Annotated in this window: 17 protein-coding genes; 11 read left to right on the top strand and 6 right to left on the bottom strand. The window is 51.7% G+C overall.

Annotated features, from left to right (window positions below):
* Nucleotide 1: 1 nt before the first annotated feature.
* Entirely contained in the window at nt 2-373 is a 372-nt protein-coding gene (locus B5D63_RS12830; RefSeq protein ID WP_078669189.1) for a DUF7009 family protein, read from the bottom strand.
* A gap of 77 nt (nt 374-450) precedes the next feature.
* On the opposite strand from B5D63_RS12830, the gene moaD reads away from it, so the two are divergent.
* Together moaD and B5D63_RS12820 are read left to right on the top strand one after the other, a co-directional pair.
* Nucleotides 451-684: a molybdopterin converting factor subunit 1 gene (moaD, locus tag B5D63_RS12825; protein ID WP_078669188.1), complete on the top strand. Its 234-nt coding sequence runs from the start codon at nt 451-453 to the stop codon at nt 682-684.
* Nucleotides 685-697: 13 nt separating this feature from the next.
* Nucleotides 698-1,102 carry a molybdopterin synthase catalytic subunit gene (locus B5D63_RS12820; protein ID WP_078669187.1) on the top strand — a complete coding sequence of 135 codons (405 nt, stop codon included), beginning with the start codon at nt 698-700 and terminating at the stop codon, nt 1,100-1,102.
* Here B5D63_RS12820 and B5D63_RS12815 read toward each other — a convergent pair.
* Complete coding sequence (locus B5D63_RS12815; RefSeq protein ID WP_078670305.1) at nt 1,077-1,688, bottom strand: NTP transferase domain-containing protein; 612 nt, start codon at nt 1,686-1,688, stop codon at nt 1,077-1,079. The genes B5D63_RS12820 and B5D63_RS12815 overlap by 26 nt on opposite strands.
* Nucleotides 1,689-1,854: 166 nt before the next feature.
* Complete coding sequence (moaC, locus tag B5D63_RS12810) at nt 1,855-2,349, bottom strand: cyclic pyranopterin monophosphate synthase MoaC (RefSeq protein WP_078669186.1); 495 nt, start codon at nt 2,347-2,349, stop codon at nt 1,855-1,857.
* 46 nt (nt 2,350-2,395) lie between these two features.
* Here moaC and B5D63_RS12805 point away from each other — a divergent pair, with 46 nt between their 5' ends.
* Genes B5D63_RS12805 through B5D63_RS12795 form a run of 3 tightly spaced genes read left to right on the top strand, consistent with a single transcriptional unit; the run spans nt 2,396 to nt 6,321 of the window.
* A complete protein-coding gene (locus B5D63_RS12805) occupies nt 2,396-3,604 on the top strand; it encodes a molybdopterin molybdotransferase MoeA (RefSeq protein WP_078669185.1) in 1,209 nt (402 codons plus the stop codon).
* Nucleotides 3,605-3,646: 42 nt separating this feature from the next.
* Complete coding sequence (locus B5D63_RS12800) at nt 3,647-5,095, top strand: DUF1800 domain-containing protein (protein WP_235021528.1); 1,449 nt, start codon at nt 3,647-3,649, stop codon at nt 5,093-5,095.
* A gap of 23 nt (nt 5,096-5,118) precedes the next feature.
* Nucleotides 5,119-6,321 (top strand): DUF1501 domain-containing protein, encoded by a 1,203-nt coding sequence (locus B5D63_RS12795; RefSeq protein ID WP_078669184.1) that lies wholly within the window; start codon nt 5,119-5,121, stop codon nt 6,319-6,321.
* Between the two features lie 150 nt (nt 6,322-6,471).
* Here the strand turns inward: B5D63_RS12795 and B5D63_RS12790 are convergent, their stop codons facing one another.
* The 3 genes from B5D63_RS12790 to B5D63_RS12780 form a co-directional block, all read right to left on the bottom strand.
* A complete protein-coding gene (locus B5D63_RS12790) occupies nt 6,472-6,987 on the bottom strand; it encodes a hypothetical protein (RefSeq protein ID WP_078669183.1) in 516 nt (171 codons plus the stop codon).
* A 132-nt stretch (nt 6,988-7,119) separates the two neighbouring features.
* Nucleotides 7,120-9,168, bottom strand: coding sequence for an OPT family oligopeptide transporter (locus B5D63_RS12785; RefSeq protein WP_078669182.1), 2,049 nt, complete (start codon nt 9,166-9,168; stop codon nt 7,120-7,122).
* Between the two features lie 129 nt (nt 9,169-9,297).
* On the bottom strand, nt 9,298-11,010 hold the full coding sequence (locus B5D63_RS12780; RefSeq protein WP_078669181.1) for a peptide MFS transporter: 1,713 nt from the start codon (nt 11,008-11,010) through the stop codon (nt 9,298-9,300).
* A gap of 180 nt (nt 11,011-11,190) precedes the next feature.
* Between B5D63_RS12780 and purD the strand changes: the two genes are divergently transcribed.
* The 6 genes from purD (at nt 11,191) to rodA (ending at nt 18,588) form a co-directional block, all read left to right on the top strand.
* On the top strand, nt 11,191-12,468 hold the full coding sequence (gene purD / locus B5D63_RS12775; RefSeq protein WP_078669180.1) for a phosphoribosylamine--glycine ligase: 1,278 nt from the start codon (nt 11,191-11,193) through the stop codon (nt 12,466-12,468).
* A 224-nt stretch (nt 12,469-12,692) separates the two neighbouring features.
* Entirely contained in the window at nt 12,693-13,715 is a 1,023-nt protein-coding gene (locus tag B5D63_RS12770; protein WP_078669179.1) for a rod shape-determining protein, read from the top strand.
* 108 nt (nt 13,716-13,823) lie between these two features.
* The gene (gene mreC, locus B5D63_RS12765; RefSeq protein ID WP_078669178.1) at nt 13,824-14,711 is read left to right on the top strand and encodes a rod shape-determining protein MreC; all 888 of its coding nucleotides are present in this window, start codon (nt 13,824-13,826) and stop codon (nt 14,709-14,711) included.
* Nucleotides 14,708-15,217: a rod shape-determining protein MreD gene (gene mreD / locus B5D63_RS12760; RefSeq protein ID WP_078669177.1), complete on the top strand. Its 510-nt coding sequence runs from the start codon at nt 14,708-14,710 to the stop codon at nt 15,215-15,217. Before mreC ends, mreD begins: the two co-directional genes overlap by 4 nt.
* Nucleotides 15,218-15,333: 116 nt before the next feature.
* Nucleotides 15,334-17,271, top strand: a complete 1,938-nt coding sequence (gene mrdA / locus B5D63_RS12755; RefSeq protein ID WP_078669176.1) for a penicillin-binding protein 2 — start codon at nt 15,334-15,336, stop codon at nt 17,269-17,271.
* A gap of 30 nt (nt 17,272-17,301) precedes the next feature.
* Nucleotides 17,302-18,588, top strand: coding sequence for a rod shape-determining protein RodA (gene rodA / locus B5D63_RS12750; RefSeq protein WP_078669175.1), 1,287 nt, complete (start codon nt 17,302-17,304; stop codon nt 18,586-18,588).
* The last annotated feature ends 37 nt before the right edge of the window (nt 18,589-18,625 follow it).

Below are 18,625 nucleotides of genomic sequence, written 5' to 3'. Positions count from 1 at the left end.
ATCAGCAATTTTTGCCTGCATTCGGGTTCTCGAAAGCCTGGCTGTCGTCTTCATTCCTCGGGGAAAGGCACTGGAAGTCCTTTTCCACCAGTACTTTCAGCTCAGAGCCGTCGGGGTTGGGGAGTATCAGTTCAAAGCCTGTCTGGTCCGGCGCATACCAACCCTGCAGCCGCTCAGCGGGCAGCAACAGGTGCACGCCGTCGTGTTCCATTTTGATCACCGGGTCGGTAATGTTTTTGGACCGTACGCAGAAATGAAGCACACCGGCGCCGATATGGGTGATAGACTCCACTTTGCCGGTCATTTCCAGCAGTTCCACATCTGTTTTGTCCAGCCGGTAACGGATGCTGTTCCCTCTTATCCTGATCTTCATAGAATGTGATTTTCTCCGGTATTAAAAGTACTATTTTATCGCTGCTATATTGTAGTTTTAACCAACAAATTTCATATATGGGCCTTCTGCTTTTTGGTGTGGCAAAAGATATTGCCGGTGCGGCGCTGGTAGGTATTCCGGAAACGGTGACCAACGTGGCGGAATTGAAACAGTGGCTGTATGACCGTTACCCGGCCATGCAGCAGCTCAGCTCCCTGATGGTGGCGGTCAACCGCGAATATGCGGGCGATACGCAGGCAATCGGTGCGGGCGACGAGGTGGCGGTGATACCGCCCGTGAGTGGAGGATAATTAAAAGACAACTATGGAGACATTAATAGCCATCAGAGACACCATCACGGTACAGGAGGCGCTGGACTTCATCCAGTCGCCGGAATGCGGAGGAGAGGTGATTTTCACCGGTACGGTACGGAACGATACCCGCGGCCGCGGGGTAACGAAATTATTTTACGAATGCTATGAGGCGATGGCCCTCAGCGAAATGCAGAAAATCGCGGACCAGGTGCAGGCCCGGTGGGACATCAAAAAACTGGCGATGTTGCACGCCATCGGCGACAAATATCCCGGAGATATTGCCGTGGTGATTGCCGTAGCCTCCGCCCACAGAGGCATCGCCTTCGACGCCTGTGAGTTTACGATCGATACCCTGAAAGAAACGGTGCCTATCTGGAAGAAAGAATTTTTTACCGACGGAGGGATTGGTCAGTGACCTGTTGTATCGCTGCTGCCTTTTCCTCGGGCGTGTTGGCATTGTATTGTTCGGCTGCATAAGGATTATGCAATAACCGGATGTTCGTATTGAGCAAGGTTTTACGCGGACAGTTTTTGCCTGCCTCCACATTTTGATGTAAGGCGCGCAGCCCTGCGGGCTCCCAGATGGCTATCAGCGGTTCCGGCAGGTCATTGACCGGGCTGATGAAGGCGGTGGCGGATTGTTGCGCGTCTCTTTCCTGCAGGAGTATTTCCAGGCTTTTGGGGCCAATCAGCGGCAGGTCGCAGGCCAGTACCAGCCAGGCGGCGTCCGGTTGCAGCAGGTGGGCGCTGAGCAGTCCGGCAGAAGGGCCGCCATAAGGCACACTGTCAGGTATCAACCGGGGATAACCGTTAAAATCTGGTTGTTGATCAGTCCGGCAGGACAGGTAAGTCTCCATTCCGCAGGACGTTAATAAATTCGCCAGATACTGCCACTGGGGCATGCCATGGTAATTGATCCTGCTTTTGTTTTCCTGCATCCGGGTACTTTGCCCGCCGCAAAGGACGAGCCCTTTCAATGGTGCGTTGTTATTTTCCGTCATATCCATCTTTTAAAACCCAAATTATTTCTTTGCGCTCTTTGCTGCTTTGCGCCTTTGCGTGCTCCTCCGTATCCATTGTCGTTAACCTCCGTATTGATCTTTTCCGTTAATCTTCGCTTCCCGGAATGATCTCCGGTTTCATCTCCGCTCTTTTGCGCACAACCGCTTACTTTGAACCTTCAGCGTAATCCTGTTTCCCGCCGGTTTTGCTGACCAGTCGCGTCTGGCGGATGACCATTTCCTGGGTGAAGGCTTTGCACATGTCGTAGATGGTGAGTGCTGCCACGCTGGCGCCGGTGAGGGCTTCCATTTCCACGCCTGTTTTGCCTGTTGTTTTCACTGTGCAGCGGATAACGGCTTCTTCTTCCTCGAGATGTATCTGTACATCGCAACCGTCCAGCAGCAGGGTATGACAAAGCGGGATGAGGTCCGGCGTTTTTTTCGCTGCCATGATACCGGCGACGATGGCGGTCTGGAATACGGCGCCCTTACGGGTTTGAATGTCATTGCCGCGGAACTGCTCTCTTACCAGTGACGGTAAATACACCCGGCTTTCGGCCACGGCTACACGATAAGTGCTGCCTTTGCCGCTTACATCTACCATGGCCGGCTGACCGGAAGAATCGAGGTGGGTAAAATCGCTGCTTGATGGATTGGTCATAATATCATAAATTTAATCATCTTCACCTGTACAAAAATAATACAAAATGATGCTGACTGTTGCTGCTGCATATACTGCCGTATTACAGACCGTGCGGGACATGGGCACGGAAGTGTTGCCTTTTGAGGCGGCTACCGGCCGTGTGTTGCGTGAGCCCGTCAGGGCAGACAGGCCGTTTCCGCCTTTTGACCGGGTTACCATGGATGGTATCGCCATCCTGTACGACAGCTTTGCCCGCGGGCAACAGATTTTCGGGGTGGAAGATATTCAGGCTGCGGGCGCTCCGCGACTGCAACTGTCCAACACAGCCAATTGCATAGAGGTGATGACCGGCGCCATCCTGCCGGAACTCACGGACACCGTGATCCCGTACGAGCAGCTGGAAGCCTCTGACCATGGAGGTTTCCGCCGATTTGCCATCGCCGGTGATGTAACACTGGGGCAAAATGTGCATCGCAAAGGTTCAGACGTAGCGGAAGACACGGTACTCTTGTCGCCCGGAATGCTGATTGGTCCTGCGGAAGCGGGTGTACTGGCCACCGTCGGTAAAACGCAGGTGCAGGTGGCGCGGCTGCCGCGCGTAGCCGTTATTGCTACCGGAGATGAACTGGTGCCCGTAGCCGCCACGCCGGAAGAACACCAGGTGCGCATCTCCAATATATACAGCCTGATGGCTTCTTTGCAACAGTGCGGTATTACCGCAGTATATATACACCTGAGCGATGAAGAGGCTGTTATGCGCGAACGGCTGGAACCATTATTGCAGGAAACAGACGTGTGGATCAGCTCGGGGGCTGTGTCTGCCGGTAAATTTGATCATCTGCCGGCAGTACTGCAGCGGCTGGGCATGCAGCAGATTTTTCACAAGGTGCAGCAAAGACCGGGAAAGCCTTTCCTGTTCGGCACTTTCACCGGCGGGCCGGTAGTATTTGCCCTGCCGGGTAACCCGGTGTCGGGCTTTATGTGTTTTTACCGCTACGTGCTGCCCTGGCTGAAAGCTGCCATGGGCGCACAGGAAACAGCACCTGCCTACGCAGTGCTGCAGGAAAAGGTGACATTTAACCCATCGCTGGAATATTACCTTCCTGTTAAATTGCAGTCCCTGCCCGATGGCACAACGGCTGCCGTTCCGCAGCCCTACCACGGCTCGGGAGACCTTGCCAGCCTGCTTTCTGCTGACGCCTTTATGGCCCTTCCGCAGGATAAACATGTCTTTGAGAAAGGAAGTTGTTATCCCGTCTGGAAGTTTCGTTAAACCCCGGCGCCAAAACACAGTCTTACATTAAATTATTTACGTATGCCTGTAGTTGCCAAAAAACTGGAAATGCAACATCTCGCCTGGCGCGCCGGCTTCGGTGAAACGCTGCCTGTCATCTCCGACTGGGAAAAAAGACGACGGAAAGAAATCGTGAATAAAGTGCTGAACGGCCCCAAACACGCGGAACTGGAATCGGTAGACGTGATCAACGCCACCGACCTGCCAGACTACAAACGTGCTAAAGACATGACGGAGGAGCAACGGAAAACCGTCCGCCAAATGAACACCCAGGGCATCAAAGACCTTAACGTGGCCTGGATGAACATGATGCAGAAAAGCGAACACCCGCTACGTGAGAAAATGAGCCTCTTCTGGCATGGCCACTTCGCCTGCCGCACGCAGAACGTATTATTCAACCAGCAACTGATCGGCGTAATACGGGAAAATGCATTGGGCAACTTCGGCGACCTGCTGACCGCTGTTTCCAAATCACCGGCGATGTTGCAGTTCCTCAATAATCAGCAAAACCGTAAACAACGTCCCAACGAAAACTTCGCCCGTGAAGTCATGGAGCTGTTTACCATGGGCCGCGGACATTACGCGGAAACAGATATCAAAGAAGCTGCCCGGGCCTTCACCGGATGGGGCTTCGATGGAAACGGCCAGTTCGTGTTCCGGGAAAAACAACATGATGACGGCGTCAAAAATATCTTCGGCAAAAGCGGCCGCTACAACGGCGACGACGTGCTGAAGCTGTTGCTGGAACAGCGACAGACCGCCACTTTTATCACCACTAAAATATTCCGGTATTTTGTGGATGACACCCCGGACGATACCCTTATCCAGTCACTCTCCGAAAAATTCTACCATTCCGGCTATGATATCAAAACACTGATGCGGGAGATCTTTATGGCCGACTGGTTTTATGACAGCAAATACATTGGTAACCGTATCAAATCGCCTGTGGAACTGCTGGTAGGCATACGCCGCACCATTCCCATGGCCTTTGAGCAGGAAGAAACCATGCTGGTGTTCCAGCGTATCCTCGGCCAGGTATTGTTTTACCCGCCCAATGTGGCCGGCTGGCCCGGCGGCCGTAACTGGATAGACAGTTCCAGTCTGATGTTCCGCCTGCGGGTACCGCAGGTGATCCTGTATTCGCAGGTGCTGAACATACGGCCCAAGGAACTGACGCCGGAAATGGGTGACGGTGGCAACTATAAAATGACATTGCAGATCAACGATTTTCTTAAAAGGCAATTCGCGAAAAAAGTGAATGCACGGATAAACTGGGACCCTTATGTGCAGGGCTTTAAAGAAGTTCCCCGCGAAAACCTCGCCGATGCCATCGCCGGCGCCCTGCTGCAACAATCGGGCAATGTCAGAAAAAATCTGCTGGAGAAATATGCAGACACCAGCTCCCGCGAAGGCTATATCAAAACAGTGACCATCGATGTGATGAGCACACCGGAATATCAACTTTGTTAATCATCTCCAGAAAGCTATAGGTTATGTATATACTTAACAGGCGTCGTTTTTTACAGGTAGGTTCTCTGGCTTCCGCCACCATGCTGATGCCCAAATTCCTGAAAGCTTTTGAGACCGGTGCGCTCGTGCCTCCGGGAAATAAAGTGCTGGTGATTGTACAGTTGTCGGGTGGTAATGATGGTCTGAATACCATTATCCCCTACCGTAACGATATTTATTACCGTTCCCGGCCTGCACTGGGCATCCGGCGGGAAGCGGCCCTGTCGCTCAATGATGACCTGGGCATCCACCCTGCGCTGCAGGGGCTGAAAGCCTTGTACGACGATGGTGCAATGGGTATTCTCAACAACGTAGGCTACCCTAACCCTGACCGCTCGCATTTTCGCTCCATGGATATCTGGCATTCCGCCAGCCAGTCGGCAGAAATATGGAATGACGGCTGGGTAGGCCGTTACCTCGATGCGCAGTGTAATGGCTGTGATAAACCCACACAGGCGCTGGAGATAGATGATACCTTAAGTCTTGCTTTGAAAGGCGAACGTAATAAAGGCCTCGCACTTACTGATCCTGGCCGTCTTTCCAATACCAGCAATGACCGGTTTTTCAAAGAGCTATTGCAACAGCATACAGCAGAAGACGGGCATCACAATGTAGAATATCTCTACAAGACCATGGGCGAGACCATTTCCTCTGCTGCCTATATCCAGCAACAGTTTAAGACCTATCAATCCAAAGAAAGCTATCCTGCTACGGAGCTGGGACGTAATATGCGCACCATCGCCAACCTGATCATGTCCGATATCAACACCAAGGTGTATTATGTGTCTCATGGCAGCTTTGATACGCATGTGAACCAGCAGGACCAACAGGCGCGGCTTTTCAGGCAACTGAGCGATGCGCTGACCGTATTTACCGGCGATCTTAAAAAGAACAACCGCTTTCAGGATGTGGTGGTGATGACTTTTTCCGAGTTCGGGCGCCGGGTAAGCCAGAATGCAAGCGGCGGCACAGACCACGGAACGGCCAACAATATGTTCCTGATAGGTGGAGGGCTGAAGCGGCAGGGCGTGCTGAATGAAGGGCCGGACCTGATGAACCTGAAAGACGGGGATTTACAGTATAAGGTGGATTTTAAAAGCGTATATGCCACCCTGTTGGACAAATGGCTGGGCGCCAACGATAAAATGATTCTGAAAGCGGACTATGCAAAACTGGATTTTATCTGATCCGGAATTCAGCATAGCATCCAGGGCTCAGGCCCTGGGCAACAATGTTTGTCAGGCTATATAAGGACAGTAGAGCATTCACCATTTAAAGGACCTGAAGAAGATCGTAGCCCCGGGCGTGCGCCCGGGGGTTTTTTATGCGGAAAAAGTTTATTGGGCCGTAACGGTGTAGATCGCTCTGAAAGCTGCGTTTTTGATGGCCCTTGTGCCGGCCATGCCGCTGAGATCTTTCACAGTACCGGAGAAGGTGCCTTCCACCATGATATTATCGCTGCGGGTGATGGTGAGGTAACAATCGGTGCTGCCCTGTGAGCTGTAGGTGGCGGGATATCCGCCGCTGTTGATGACTACGAGGATGCTGTTACCTGCCCTGGTGCAGGGATATGTACCGGGAGGGAAAGGGATTTTCAATCCGGCCATCGTGACGCTGATGATATCGTTGTTATTGGTTTTTCCGGTAATTTCCAACCTGTAGTAATCGTTGGTAGGATCGTCGTCCTGGAAGTCAGGCACATAGGCTATGCCTTTTGGATTTTCGCTGAGATAGATTTTGGTATCCAGCTTTACGGAAACAAACTTACGGTCTTTGCTATCGTCTTTATCTTTTCCGCAGGAGTTACCGAGGATAACAACGGCACTGAGTAATGCGGTTACAAGTATGCGCATAGGTACTTATTATAGAAAGATGTAATAAAAATTCCGATAAAAATAATCATTTTCAGAATAGAAAAACGGATGCCGGCCCGGTATTGTTACATTCCGGTGCCGGCATCTTAAAATATCCTGATAAGTTGGATGTTATGCTTTGCGGGCGGTACGATAGAGATACCAGCCCATAAAGGCGAAGAACGCGCATCCCAGTACGTAGTAGCCGCCATGGCCCAATGCGCCGGCGAGTCCTCCTTCCATATTGAGTTTGGCCAGTACGGCCGCAGAGCTGTCGAATCCGGCAAGCACGGCAATGATAACGCCGGCTACGGCGCCTCCGGCCACCAGGCCGGTAGCGAACAGGTTGCCTTTGCCGAGTTCTTCCTCCGCTGCGGAAGTGTGTTTATTGGCTTTTTTGTTTTTATGGTCTACCACGCCACGGATGGCGCCACCGATGAAGATGGGCAGTGTGGTGGATAATGGCAGGTAAGCGCCTACCGCGAAGGAGAGTGAATTGATATTACACAGTTCCATTACGATGGCGAGGAAAACGCCTACCAGTACGAACTGCCAGTCGAGGTTAAAGGACAGGATGCCTTTAGCCAGGGTAGCCATGAGGGTTCCCTGTGGCGCCGGGTAGTAGGCGCTGCCGATAGCGTGTTCGGTAATGCCTTTGCTGATCATTTCCGCCGTGGGTTTGTCGAGGAATTTTACGGTCAGGCCGATGACCACGGAAGATACAATGGCGCCGATGAACAGGGCCAGCTGCTGATACATGGGCGTGGCGCCTACGATGTAGCCGGACTTCAGGTCTTGTGAGGTACCGCCTGCGTTGGCTGCGGCGATACAGATCATACCGCCTACCACCAGCGCCATCGGTTCATATACCTTGCCGGTCCAGCCGACGGCGATGAACACGAGGCAGGTGCCCATCAGCGTGGCGATGGTCATACCGGAGATGGGGTTATTGGAGGAGCCGATGAGGCCTACGATACGGCTGGACACGGTTACGAAGAAAGCGCCGAAGACCACTACCAGCAGGCCTACCAGCATTTTTTTACCGATAGAGTCGCCCGGGAGCTGTGGCAGGAAGGCCATGAGCAGTACGAGGGCGATGCTGCCGAACAGTACTACTTTCAGGCTCAGGTCTTTCTCTGTTCTTACCACGCCGGCAGGTGCGCCGCCATCGCTTTTACGGTCTTTGATAGCGCCGATGCTGCCTTTAAAGGAAGAGATGATCGTGGGAATGGTTTTCAGCAGGGTGATGAAACCGCCGGCTGCCACTGCACCTGCGCCGATCTGGCGTACGTAGGCGTAGTATACTGCCGCAGAGTAGTCGGAGAAGGTATGGGTCACAGGGTCCCAGTTCCCTTGTCCGCCGGGTGTTTGCAGGCTGGCAAGGTAGCCTATTTTCACCAGCTGGGCGGCGATCACTTCACCTGGCAGCAGGGATGCCAGCAGGGGAATGAGGGCCAGCCAGGACAGTACGCCGCCGGCTACCAGTACGCCCGCAATGCGGGGGCCGATGATATAACCCACCCCCATATACTCCGGGGTGATGTCTGCGCTGATTTTAGCGGAGGGGAAGAATTTGCTGGTTTGTTTGGTCATGTAGGCCGGTGTTTCGGCGATAACATGCAATATCTTCTGGAAGATAGCATAGGCGAAGGCGAAGCCGAGGCCGTAGAAGGCAGTACGGGCAAAATCGCCTCCTTTTTCACCGGCAATGAGCACATCGCCGCAGGCGGTGCCTTCCGGGTAAGGGAGTGTTTTGTGTTCTTTCACGATCAGCGACCGGCGGAGGGGTATCATCATGAGGGTACCGAGGATACCACCGAAGATAGCCAGAATGAGGATGGTGAAGTAGTTAAAGAACTGGGCGCCACCGCCGTCGCTGAGGAACAGAAAGCCCGGCAGTGTGAAGACTACGCCGGCAGCGATGGATTCACCGGCGGAGCCGGTGGTCTGGATAATGTTGTTTTCCAGGATGGTGGTGTTGAAGAATTTTCTGCCGAGGGTGATGGCGATAACGGCAATCGGGATAGACGCGGAAACGGTCAGACCGGCTTTCAGGGCGAGGTATACGGTGGCAGCGCCAAAGATGATTCCGAAGATACAGCCCAGTAAAATGGATTTGAGGGTAAATTCTTTCATTTGTGCGCCTGGTGGCACAAAAGGTTTGAAATTGTTGTCAGCCATATGATTAAGGAGGTAAGGTGTTAAGGGTGAAATTTACGAATTACAGCATTACCGGCCGCGTATAAAAAGGAAGACCGGAACAAATTTCCTTGTTCCGGTCTTCCTTTTTATACATAGAAGGTATGTTTATTATCTAACCCCGTGCATCCATTTTTTCAGGAAGCCGGTGGAGAGGAACAGGAGCACTGCTGCTGCACCCGGCAGGATTACGAATACCATAAAGAACTCATAGAGGTTATGGATGGTGAAACCGGCGAAGGTTGGGTAGTGGGCGGCCAGTTTCAGTTCCTGTAATTTTTCCAGCTGTTGTGCGGTGGCGGTGACAGTGCCGTCCAGGATGGCCTGCAGGTTGATATTGTTTTTAGCCGCCAGGTCAAACTTATCCTGTGTGGGTGGCAGCAAGGCGCCCAGCGTACCTGCCAGCGCATAGCCGGCGGCGTTAGCGAGGAACCATACGCCCATCAGCAGGGAGGAGAAGCGATGGGGCGCCAGTTTGGATACCAGTGACAGGCCTATAGGTGACAGGCAAAGTTCACCGAGGGTGTGGAACAGGTACATGACGATCAGCCAGATCACGCCGAGTTTCTGGCCGGCGCCCAGGTTTTTCACCTGCAGGGCGATGATGAAGAAGCCCAGTGCCAGCAAAGCCAGGCCGATGGACTGTTTCACGGGAGAGATAGGCTCCAGGTTACGTTTCTGGAGTTTCATCCACAACCAGCTGAAAGGCAGTGCAAATACGATGATGAAGATGGAGTTGGCGTTCTGTACAAAGCTCGGTGGCATGTCCCAGCCCAGCAGGCGACGGTCTGTCTGGTAGTCGGCCACGAAAGTGAGGGAAGAACCGGCTTGTTCAAAACAGGCCCAGAAGAAGATCACAAAGAATGCTACAAAGTAGATCACGAGGATACGTTGTCTTTCTACTTTGGTAATGCTTTTATCGGTGAGGATCAATACCGCGAGGCTGATACCTGCCGCATAGATGAAGGGATATAGCCAGGATTTGATCGGGTTGGCATCGAGGGAGAGGTAGTGGATGATGAAGAACAGTGCCACCATGAGGCCCAGAACGCCCAGGATAGCGCCGCTGGAGAATTTGGCTTTGTCAGCTTCTCCTTCCGCCAGGTTAGCGGCTGGTTTGCTGAAGTCTGGTTTGCCGCCGATGGCTTTACCGTCGGGCGTTACCACGTATTTGTCTTTCAGGAAATAAAAAAGGATGGAACCGAGGAACATGGCCAGGCCGGCGGCGAGGAAGCCCCATTTGAAAGCGCTTACCATTCTGACGTTGTCTACTTTCACGTCTCCCAGGATAGGGCAGATCAGCATGCCGAGGAAGGCGCCTACGTTGATACCCATGTAGAAGATGGTGAAAGCGGCATCCAGACGGCTGTCGTTTTTAGGATACAGCTGGCCTACCATAGAGGAGATGTTGGGTTTAAAGAACCCGTTGCCCATGATGATCACCAGCAGTGCCAGCCATACGATCAGTTTGGCGGTATCCACGTTGGAGGCGTAGATGGTGGCGCTGAGTACCATGAGCAGCTGCCCGATACCCATCACAAAACCACCTAATAAGATACAGTTTCTGTTTCCAAGGTAGCGGTCGGAAATATAACCGCCAAGCATAGGGGTGAGATAACAAAGGCCCAGAAAGCCGCCATAGACATAGGAGGATTCGGCTTCAGAGAAAGCCAGCGCATTTACCAGGAAGAGCGTCAGCAGCGCCCTCATGCCATAAAAGTTAAATCGTTCCCACATCTCCGTGGTAAAGAGCACAGCCAGTCCCTTCGGGTGCCCCTCAGACGAGGCATCGACAGACTTCTGTGCAACAGCAGTTTGCATCATAAATGGTTAGTTTTAGCAATAGTTGTTTTAAGGTTCTGTTAAGTCTCAGAGGGGGCAATTTAAAGTAAAATAGATAATTACGTAAAAAAATGGTGGAAATGGGCAGTTTTTGTGGGTTTTTGTGCTTTTTTCATCTTTCTTTGCATTTTCTTTCGCACCTGCATTTATTAGGCAATTCATATGAACATTTTATTACTAGGTAGTGGTGGCCGGGAACACGCCCTGGCCCGGAAAATGTCCCAGAGTCCACAGTGTGGCCAGTTATTTATCGCGCCGGGTAATGCCGGCACATCGCAATGTGGCACGAACGTCGACATGGGCGTGAGTGAATTTGAGAAGATCAGGGCTTTTTGCCTTGAAAACGCCATCGACCTGGTAGTGCCGGGGTCAGAAGAGGCCCTGGTAAATGGTATCTATGATTTCTTTGCCGCAGATGCTGCACTGCAGCATATTCCTGTAATGGGTCCGTCACAGGAGGGCGCCCGCCTGGAAGGTAGTAAGGCTTTCGCCAAACTGTTCATGCAGCGGCATCAGATACCTACCGCTGCTTACCGCGAGTTCAACGCCGGCAATTTCGAGGAAGGGGTGGCGTATCTTCAGCAGCATTCCTTACCAATTGTATTGAAGGCTGATGGGCTGGCTGCCGGTAAAGGTGTGGTGATCACCAGTTCGCATGACGAGGCGGTGGCCGAGTTTGAGCAGATGATCCGGGCCGCTAAATTTGGCGATGCCAGCAAAACCGTGGTGATAGAGCAGTTCCTGACCGGTATTGAATTGTCTGTGTTTGTGCTGACGGATGGTCACACTTATAAGATCCTGCCGGAAGCCAAAGACTACAAGCGGATCGGGGAAGGCGACAAGGGCCTGAACACCGGCGGTATGGGTGCGGTATCTCCGGTACCTTTCGCCGATGCTGCTTTCATGAAAAAAGTGGAAGACCAGGTAATTCGTCCTACAGTAGCGGGCTTGTCAACAGAAGGCATTAAATATAACGGGTTCATCTTTTTTGGCTTGATTAATGTAGAGGGAGAGCCTTTTGTCATTGAGTATAACTGCCGCATGGGCGATCCGGAAACGGAAGTCGTAATGCCCCGTTTACAAAACGATTTACTGGACCTGTTTACCGCTGTTACAACCGGTAAACTGTCGGAGCAAACCATTTACGCTGATCCGCGTGCCGCCGCCACTGTTATGCTGGTGTCTGCGGGTTATCCGGAAGCGTATGAGAAAAACAAGGCTATCAGCGGTATACCGGCGCCTACTAATGACCAGGTGGTGTTTCATGCCGGTACCAAACAGTCGGGAGCAACCATCGTGAGCAATGGCGGTCGTGTGCTGGCCATTACCTCGCTGGCAGCCAGTCTGCCGCTGGCGCTGGCCCACTCGGTGCAGACCGCAGAACAAATTTCGTTTGAAGGCAAAACGTATCGTCGGGATATAGGCTACGAGTTCATTTAGTCATTTGGTTATTTAAGTATTTAGGAATTTTTCAGAAAACAGGCTTTCTAAATGATCAAATGACTAAATATTAAAATGGCAAAATAATCATGTCGGGTTGCCGTTTGAACAACAAATAACTTTTTTTAATATTTAGCCGTATTATTGCAAGAATATCCACTTTTTGCATCGTATATTCGTTAGAATTATTCATTTTTGCATTCTAATTTTTGACCGTATCAACAATGGGATTTTTTAATTTTTTAACGCAGGAAATCGCGATTGATCTGGGTACAGCGAACACGCTGATAATACATAATGACCAAGTGGTTGTGGACGAGCCTTCCATTGTAGCGATAGAACGGGCTAGCGGTAAAATTGTGGCAGTCGGTAAGAAGGCCATGATGATGCACGAAAAAACACACGAATATCTTCGTACGATACGTCCCCTGAAGGATGGTGTGATCGCGGACTTTAACGCCGCAGAGGGTATGCTCAGGGAACTGATAAAAATGGTTTATCCTAAAAAGCCACTGTTTGCTCCCAGCTGGCGTATGGTGATCTGTATCCCTTCCAGCATTACGGAAGTGGAGAAGAGAGCGGTACGTGACTCTGCCGAGCAGGCGGGCGCCAAGGAAGTGTATCTGCTGCACGAACCGATGGCCGCTGCCCTGGGTATCGGCATCGACGTGGAAGAACCGGTAGGTAACATGATCATCGATATCGGAGGTGGTACCACCGGTATCTCTGTGATTGCCCTGGCAGGTATAGTATGCGACCAGAGTATCCGTATCGCGGGTGACGAGTTCACCGCCGATATCATGGAAGCCCTGCGCCGCTATCATAGCCTGCTGATCGGTGAAAGGACCGCCGAGCAGATCAAGATCCATATCGGATCAGCCCTGAAAGAACTGGATAACCCACCGGATGACATCCCGGTTAACGGTCGTGACCTGGTGACAGGCATCCCCAAGCAGATCATGGTATCTTACCAGGAGATCGCCGAAGCACTGGACAAATCTATCTTTAAAATCGAAGAAGCCATCCTGAAAGCGCTGGAAACAACGCCGCCGGAGCTGGCATCAGATATTTACCGCAGAGGCTTGTACCTGACCGGTGGCGGTGCGCTGCTGCGCGGGCTGGACAAACGCCTTGCCCAGAAAATCAAACTGCCGGTTCATGTAGCAGATGATCCGCTGCGCGCCGTAGTGAGAGGCACTGGCATCGCCCTGAAACATGTGGGTAAATATCCGTTCCTGATGCAATAAACCTATTTAGATATTTGGATATTTGGTTATTTACAGATTTCTTTCGGAGAAAGAACCCTGTAAATAACCAAATATCCAAATGATCAAATCTCTAAATGACTCGCGCTTGTGCGGAATTTAATCATTTTCTTTAGGCGATATTTCAACTTCTTCTTATTTCTGCTGCTGGAAGTGATTTGTATTGTATTGGTATTCCAGAACAATAACCTGCAGCGATCTGCCTACCTTAACTCCGCCAATGATATTAGTGGGAAGCTGTACGACAAATACAACAACGTACAATACTACTTTCACCTGAAAGCTACCAACGACAGCCTGGTAGCGGAAAATACCCGCCTGCACAATGCCGTTCATACCAGCTTCGATTCTGTGGTGACAGGCACCGGCCTCAAAATAGATACTATCCGCCAGTACAGCGACGATACCCTTCACCGGGTGATTGGCACCCAGATACGCCGCTACAAGTACTTTGAGGCCAAGGTGATCAACAACTCCATTAACAAGCCGATCAACTATCTCACCATCCACCGCGGCAGCCTGCAGGGTATCCGTCCCAATATGGGCGTTATCAGCAGCAGCGGCGTAGTAGGCGTGGTCAGAAGTGTGAGCGACAACTATGCCGTAGTGCTTTCCATGCTCTCCAAATCCAACTCCGTGTCCATCAGCGCCAGGCTGGCCCAGGGCAAGGAAATGGGGTCCGTACACTGGGACGGCGGCAACGCCACTTTCGCCCAGCTGAAAGATATTCCCAAGAGCGCCAAAGTACATAAAGGAGATACGGTGGTTACCAGCGGCTTTTCTGCCCTGTTTCCCGAAAATATCCCCATTGGCTATGTAGATTCGGTGATGATGTCTGATAAAGCCGGTACTTCCTATAATATCCGCCTGAGACTGGCCACCAATTTCTATAACGTACAATATGTGTACGTGATAGAAAATCTGCTGAAAGATGAACAACAACGACTAGAAGACTCAACTTACAAGTTGATCAAATGAGTATACTGTTAAGAAATATTATCCGTTTTGTATTCCTGTTGCTGATACAGGTGTTTGTGCTCAACAAGATACTGATTCACCAGCTGGTGAGCCCTTATCTGTATATGCTCTTCATCCTGGCGCTGCCTTTTAACCTGCCGCGCCCGGTGGTGATGCTGCTGGGATTCCTGATGGGCGTTTCCCTTGATATGTTTTCCAACACCATGGGGATACATGCGGCAGCCTGCGTGTTCATCGCTTACCTGCGGCCGTTTATTATCAATATCCTGTCGCCACAGGGCGGCTTTGAAACCACCCAGAAAACGCCGTCCATGACCAGTATGGGCGTCTCGCAGTTTCTGATCTATGCGGCAGTACTGGTATTCCTGCATCATGTGGTCTTTTTTACCCTGGAAGTTTTTGGTTTCGGCAACCCATTGTACCTGATGCTGAAAATCCTGCTTTCTACTGCTGCCAGCCTTATTCTGATCGTGTTATATGAATTGCTTTTTTTCACAAAGAAATAGCAGTCAGCAATAGGCGTTTGCCAAATATTACTATTAAATTTATACATCGGAAAAAGGATGTTGTCAGCAGTCAATGCCAACAACAAGCATTTTAAAATTTATCCGTCCTCAATAGCATGTCAGTTTTTAATCAGCCCAGAAAAAGAGTTATACAGGCGATTATACTTGGGATGGTGGTGCTGATCATTACCAGGTTGTTTTTCCTGCAGATCGTGGAGAAGAAGTACGCGAAGCTGGCGGATGCCAACGCCGTACTCAGAAAAGTGGTGTACCCCAGCCGCGGTATTATCTATGACCGGAAGAACAAAGCTATCCTCAGTAACGACGTGCTGTACGACCTGGTGGTAACCCCTGCCAGCGTTAAAGCTATTGATACGGCTTACCTCTGTAAAATATTAAACATCGATAAAGAGGAATTCCGGAAACGGATTGTCAACGCCATCGTGAGAAACGGCCGCGTAAGACAATCGGTGTTCGCCGCCCTGCTGCCGGCAGAAGTATTCGGCCAGCTGCAGGAAAGCATGTACCTCTTCCAGCCGGGATTTGAACTGGTGCCCCGCCAGATCCGCTCCTATCCTTTTTCCGCCGCGGCCAATATCCTCGGTTATATCGGGGAAATTTCGCCGGAACGCCTCAAAGACTCCGCCTACGCTTCGTACAATTCCGGCGACTATCTCGGTCTGGCCGGTCTTGAAAGGACTTACGAAGCGGTGCTGATGGGTACACGCGGTATCCAGTACCTTGTGAAAGACAATCTCAACAGGCCACAGGGCGCTTACGAAAATGGTGAATTTGACAGCGCTGCCATCGCCGGCAAAAACCTGCGTTTGTCACTCGATATTGAACTGCAGCAGTTCGGAGAAAAACTCATGAAGGGTAAAATGGGCAGCATCGTGGCGATCGATCCGCAAACGGGCGGTATCCTGGCCATGGTCAGCGCACCTACTTTCGATCCCAACCTGCTTACCGGTTCTTACCGCAGTACCAACTCGGTGCTGCTCAACCGCGATACGACCAAACCGACGTTCAACCGCGCCATCCAGGCTACTTATCCGCCAGGTTCCACTTTTAAACCGATGATTGCACTGGTAGGACTGGACGAAGGCGTGATCACGCCCAGCTTCGGTTATCCCTGCGGCGGCGCTTATTACGGTTGTAGCAGGCCCATCAAGTGCGAACACCATGATGCCGGTCACGCTGCCAACCTGCGGCTGGCGCTTTCCCACTCCTGTAACTCCTACTTCTCGCACGTTTATCGCCTTTGTGTGGATGCGGGCAAGTTCGGCGGTATCCGCTCAGGCGGCCTCCAGAAATGGTCCGATTATATGAACAGCTTCGGCTTTGGTCACCGCATCGGGGTAGACGTGCCCAGCGAGGCCCGTGGTATTGTGCCTACGCCGGCGTTCTACGATAAAATGTATAAAGGCAGCTGGAACTCCTGTACTTCCGTGTTCCTCGGTATTGGTCAGGGTGAGCTGACCCTGACGCCGCTGCAGATGGCCAACGCCATGTGTATCGTGGCCAACCGCGGTTCTTACTATATCCCGCACTTTGTACAAAGCATCGACGGTGATGACGCGCATTTACTCGACAAATACAAGGAAAAACATGTAGTGGCCCATATCTCCGATACGGCCTATAGCGCGGTAATTCACGGGATGACAGACGTGGTGGCCAGCGGTACCGGCCGCGTGGCCCAGATCGAAGGGATCTCTATCGGCGGTAAAACCGGTACGGCAGAAAACTACGGCATCGTGGACGGTAAACGTACCAAACTGAAAAACCACGCTGTCTTTGTGGCATTCGCCCCGGCGGAAAGTGCACGTATAGCCATTGCCGTTATTGTGGAGAACTCCGGTTTCGGCGCCCGCTACGCGGCACCTATCGCCAGTCTCATGATGGAGAAATACCTGAAGGACTCCATCTCCACCAAAAGACAGGCCCTGATGAAAACAGTAATGGAAACAGTAACACTGGACCCGGCCATGGTGGCTAAATCCAAGCTGGACTCACTGAACGCCAGCGCCCTTTTCAAGAAAAACGGAACTAAATAACTATAACGAAATAAAGAAACGAAACCGCTCATGAACCGCTCGCAAGCCAAACTGACACAAGGGATTGACTGGCCAATTGTAGGCCTGTACCTGGCGCTGGTGATCATCGGCATCATGTCCATCTTTGCTGCGGAATACCGGGGCGATGATAATGTCTGGCAGAATATTATCCACCTGAATAAAAACTATTCGCGCCAGATCATGTGGTTTGGTGTGTCTTTGGTCCTGGCGTCGATTATCTGGCTGACGGACAGTAAATTTTTTACCGCCACCTCCAACCTGTTGTACGCGGGAGGCTTGCTATTGTTGCTATTGGTGCTGGGGATCGGTAAAGATGTAAAAGGTTCTCACTCCTGGCTGGTCATCGGTGGTTTTCAATTCCAGCCGGCCGAGCTGACGAAGCTCTGTACCAACCTGGCGCTGGCCAAATACCTGTCGTCGCAGGAGACGGACTTCACCAAGCTGCGGTCGCGGCTGATTGCCGCTGCCATTGCCCTGATACCGGCAGCTATCATCATTTTACAGGATGAAACAGGGCTGGCGCTGGTGTATTTCGCCTTTTTCCTCGTCATGTTCCGCGAAGGGTTACCGGGCATCCTGCTGGTGATCGCTTTCTCCGGTATTGTGCTGGTGCTTTCGGCCCTGCTGGTAGACAAGTACGTGCTGTTCTCCATCTTTTCCGTGATTACCGCGCTGGTCATTTATTTCATGCGACGGGAAATCAAACGGAAGCGGTCGCGCCTGCTCGTAATCCTGGGTGTGTACGCCTTTTGTTCCATATTCGTGATGTTCGTGGTACCTTTTGCTTTCACCAAAGTGCTGAAGGACTACCAGGTGCGTCGTATCGAGGTAATGCTGGGCAAAGAAAATGATCCCAAGGCGACCTACAACACCCGGCAGAGTATGATCGCCATCGGTTCCGGCGGCTTCTGGGGCAAAGGTTATCTGAAAGGCACACAGACCCGCTTTGACTTTGTACCGGAACAGAGCACCGACTTTATCTTTTGTACTATCGGGGAAGACTTCGGCTTCATCGGCAGCGTGATTTTCATCGGGCTGTATGTGGCGTTGCTTTTCCGGATCATATTTGTGGCGGAGCGACAGCGATCGACCTACTCGCGCGTGTATGCCTATGGGGTGGCCAGTATTATCTTCTTCCACCTCGCCATTAATGTCTCCATGACCATCGGCCTGGCGCCGGTGATCGGTATCCCGTTGCCATTGGTAAGCTATGGCGGTTCATCGCTGATGACTTTCACCATGCTGATATTTATTATGCTGCGCCTGGACGCCGACCGGCAGATGGTGTTGCGGTAACCGGGGCTGCAACCTAATGGTGAATGGGCTATCTTTG

This window comes from Chitinophaga eiseniae, assembly GCF_900167135.1.
GTDB classification, from domain to species: domain Bacteria; phylum Bacteroidota; class Bacteroidia; order Chitinophagales; family Chitinophagaceae; genus Chitinophaga; species Chitinophaga eiseniae.
This window is presented reverse-complemented; position numbering and strand designations above follow the sequence as displayed.

Coding starts and splice junctions, on each gene's coding strand:
- mrdA (WP_078669176.1), top strand. CDS start 15,334: ATGTCAGTTTTTAATCAGCCCAGAAAAAGAGTTATACAGGCGATTATA.
- moaD (WP_078669188.1), top strand. CDS start 451: ATGGGCCTTCTGCTTTTTGGTGTGGCAAAAGATATTGCCGGTGCGGCG.
- B5D63_RS12790 (WP_078669183.1), bottom strand. CDS start 6,987: ATGCGCATACTTGTAACCGCATTACTCAGTGCCGTTGTTATCCTCGGT.
- B5D63_RS12795 (WP_078669184.1), top strand. CDS start 5,119: ATGTATATACTTAACAGGCGTCGTTTTTTACAGGTAGGTTCTCTGGCT.
- B5D63_RS12780 (WP_078669181.1), bottom strand. CDS start 11,010: ATGATGCAAACTGCTGTTGCACAGAAGTCTGTCGATGCCTCGTCTGAG.
- B5D63_RS12785 (WP_078669182.1), bottom strand. CDS start 9,168: ATGGCTGACAACAATTTCAAACCTTTTGTGCCACCAGGCGCACAAATG.
- purD (WP_078669180.1), top strand. CDS start 11,191: ATGAACATTTTATTACTAGGTAGTGGTGGCCGGGAACACGCCCTGGCC.
- B5D63_RS12815 (WP_078670305.1), bottom strand. CDS start 1,688: ATGACGGAAAATAACAACGCACCATTGAAAGGGCTCGTCCTTTGCGGC.
- mreD (WP_078669177.1), top strand. CDS start 14,708: ATGAGTATACTGTTAAGAAATATTATCCGTTTTGTATTCCTGTTGCTG.
- rodA (WP_078669175.1), top strand. CDS start 17,302: ATGAACCGCTCGCAAGCCAAACTGACACAAGGGATTGACTGGCCAATT.
- B5D63_RS12805 (WP_078669185.1), top strand. CDS start 2,396: ATGATGCTGACTGTTGCTGCTGCATATACTGCCGTATTACAGACCGTG.
- B5D63_RS12820 (WP_078669187.1), top strand. CDS start 698: ATGGAGACATTAATAGCCATCAGAGACACCATCACGGTACAGGAGGCG.
- moaC (WP_078669186.1), bottom strand. CDS start 2,349: ATGACCAATCCATCAAGCAGCGATTTTACCCACCTCGATTCTTCCGGT.
- B5D63_RS12830 (WP_078669189.1), bottom strand. CDS start 373: ATGAAGATCAGGATAAGAGGGAACAGCATCCGTTACCGGCTGGACAAA.
- B5D63_RS12800 (WP_235021528.1), top strand. CDS start 3,647: ATGCCTGTAGTTGCCAAAAAACTGGAAATGCAACATCTCGCCTGGCGC.
- B5D63_RS12770 (WP_078669179.1), top strand. CDS start 12,693: ATGGGATTTTTTAATTTTTTAACGCAGGAAATCGCGATTGATCTGGGT.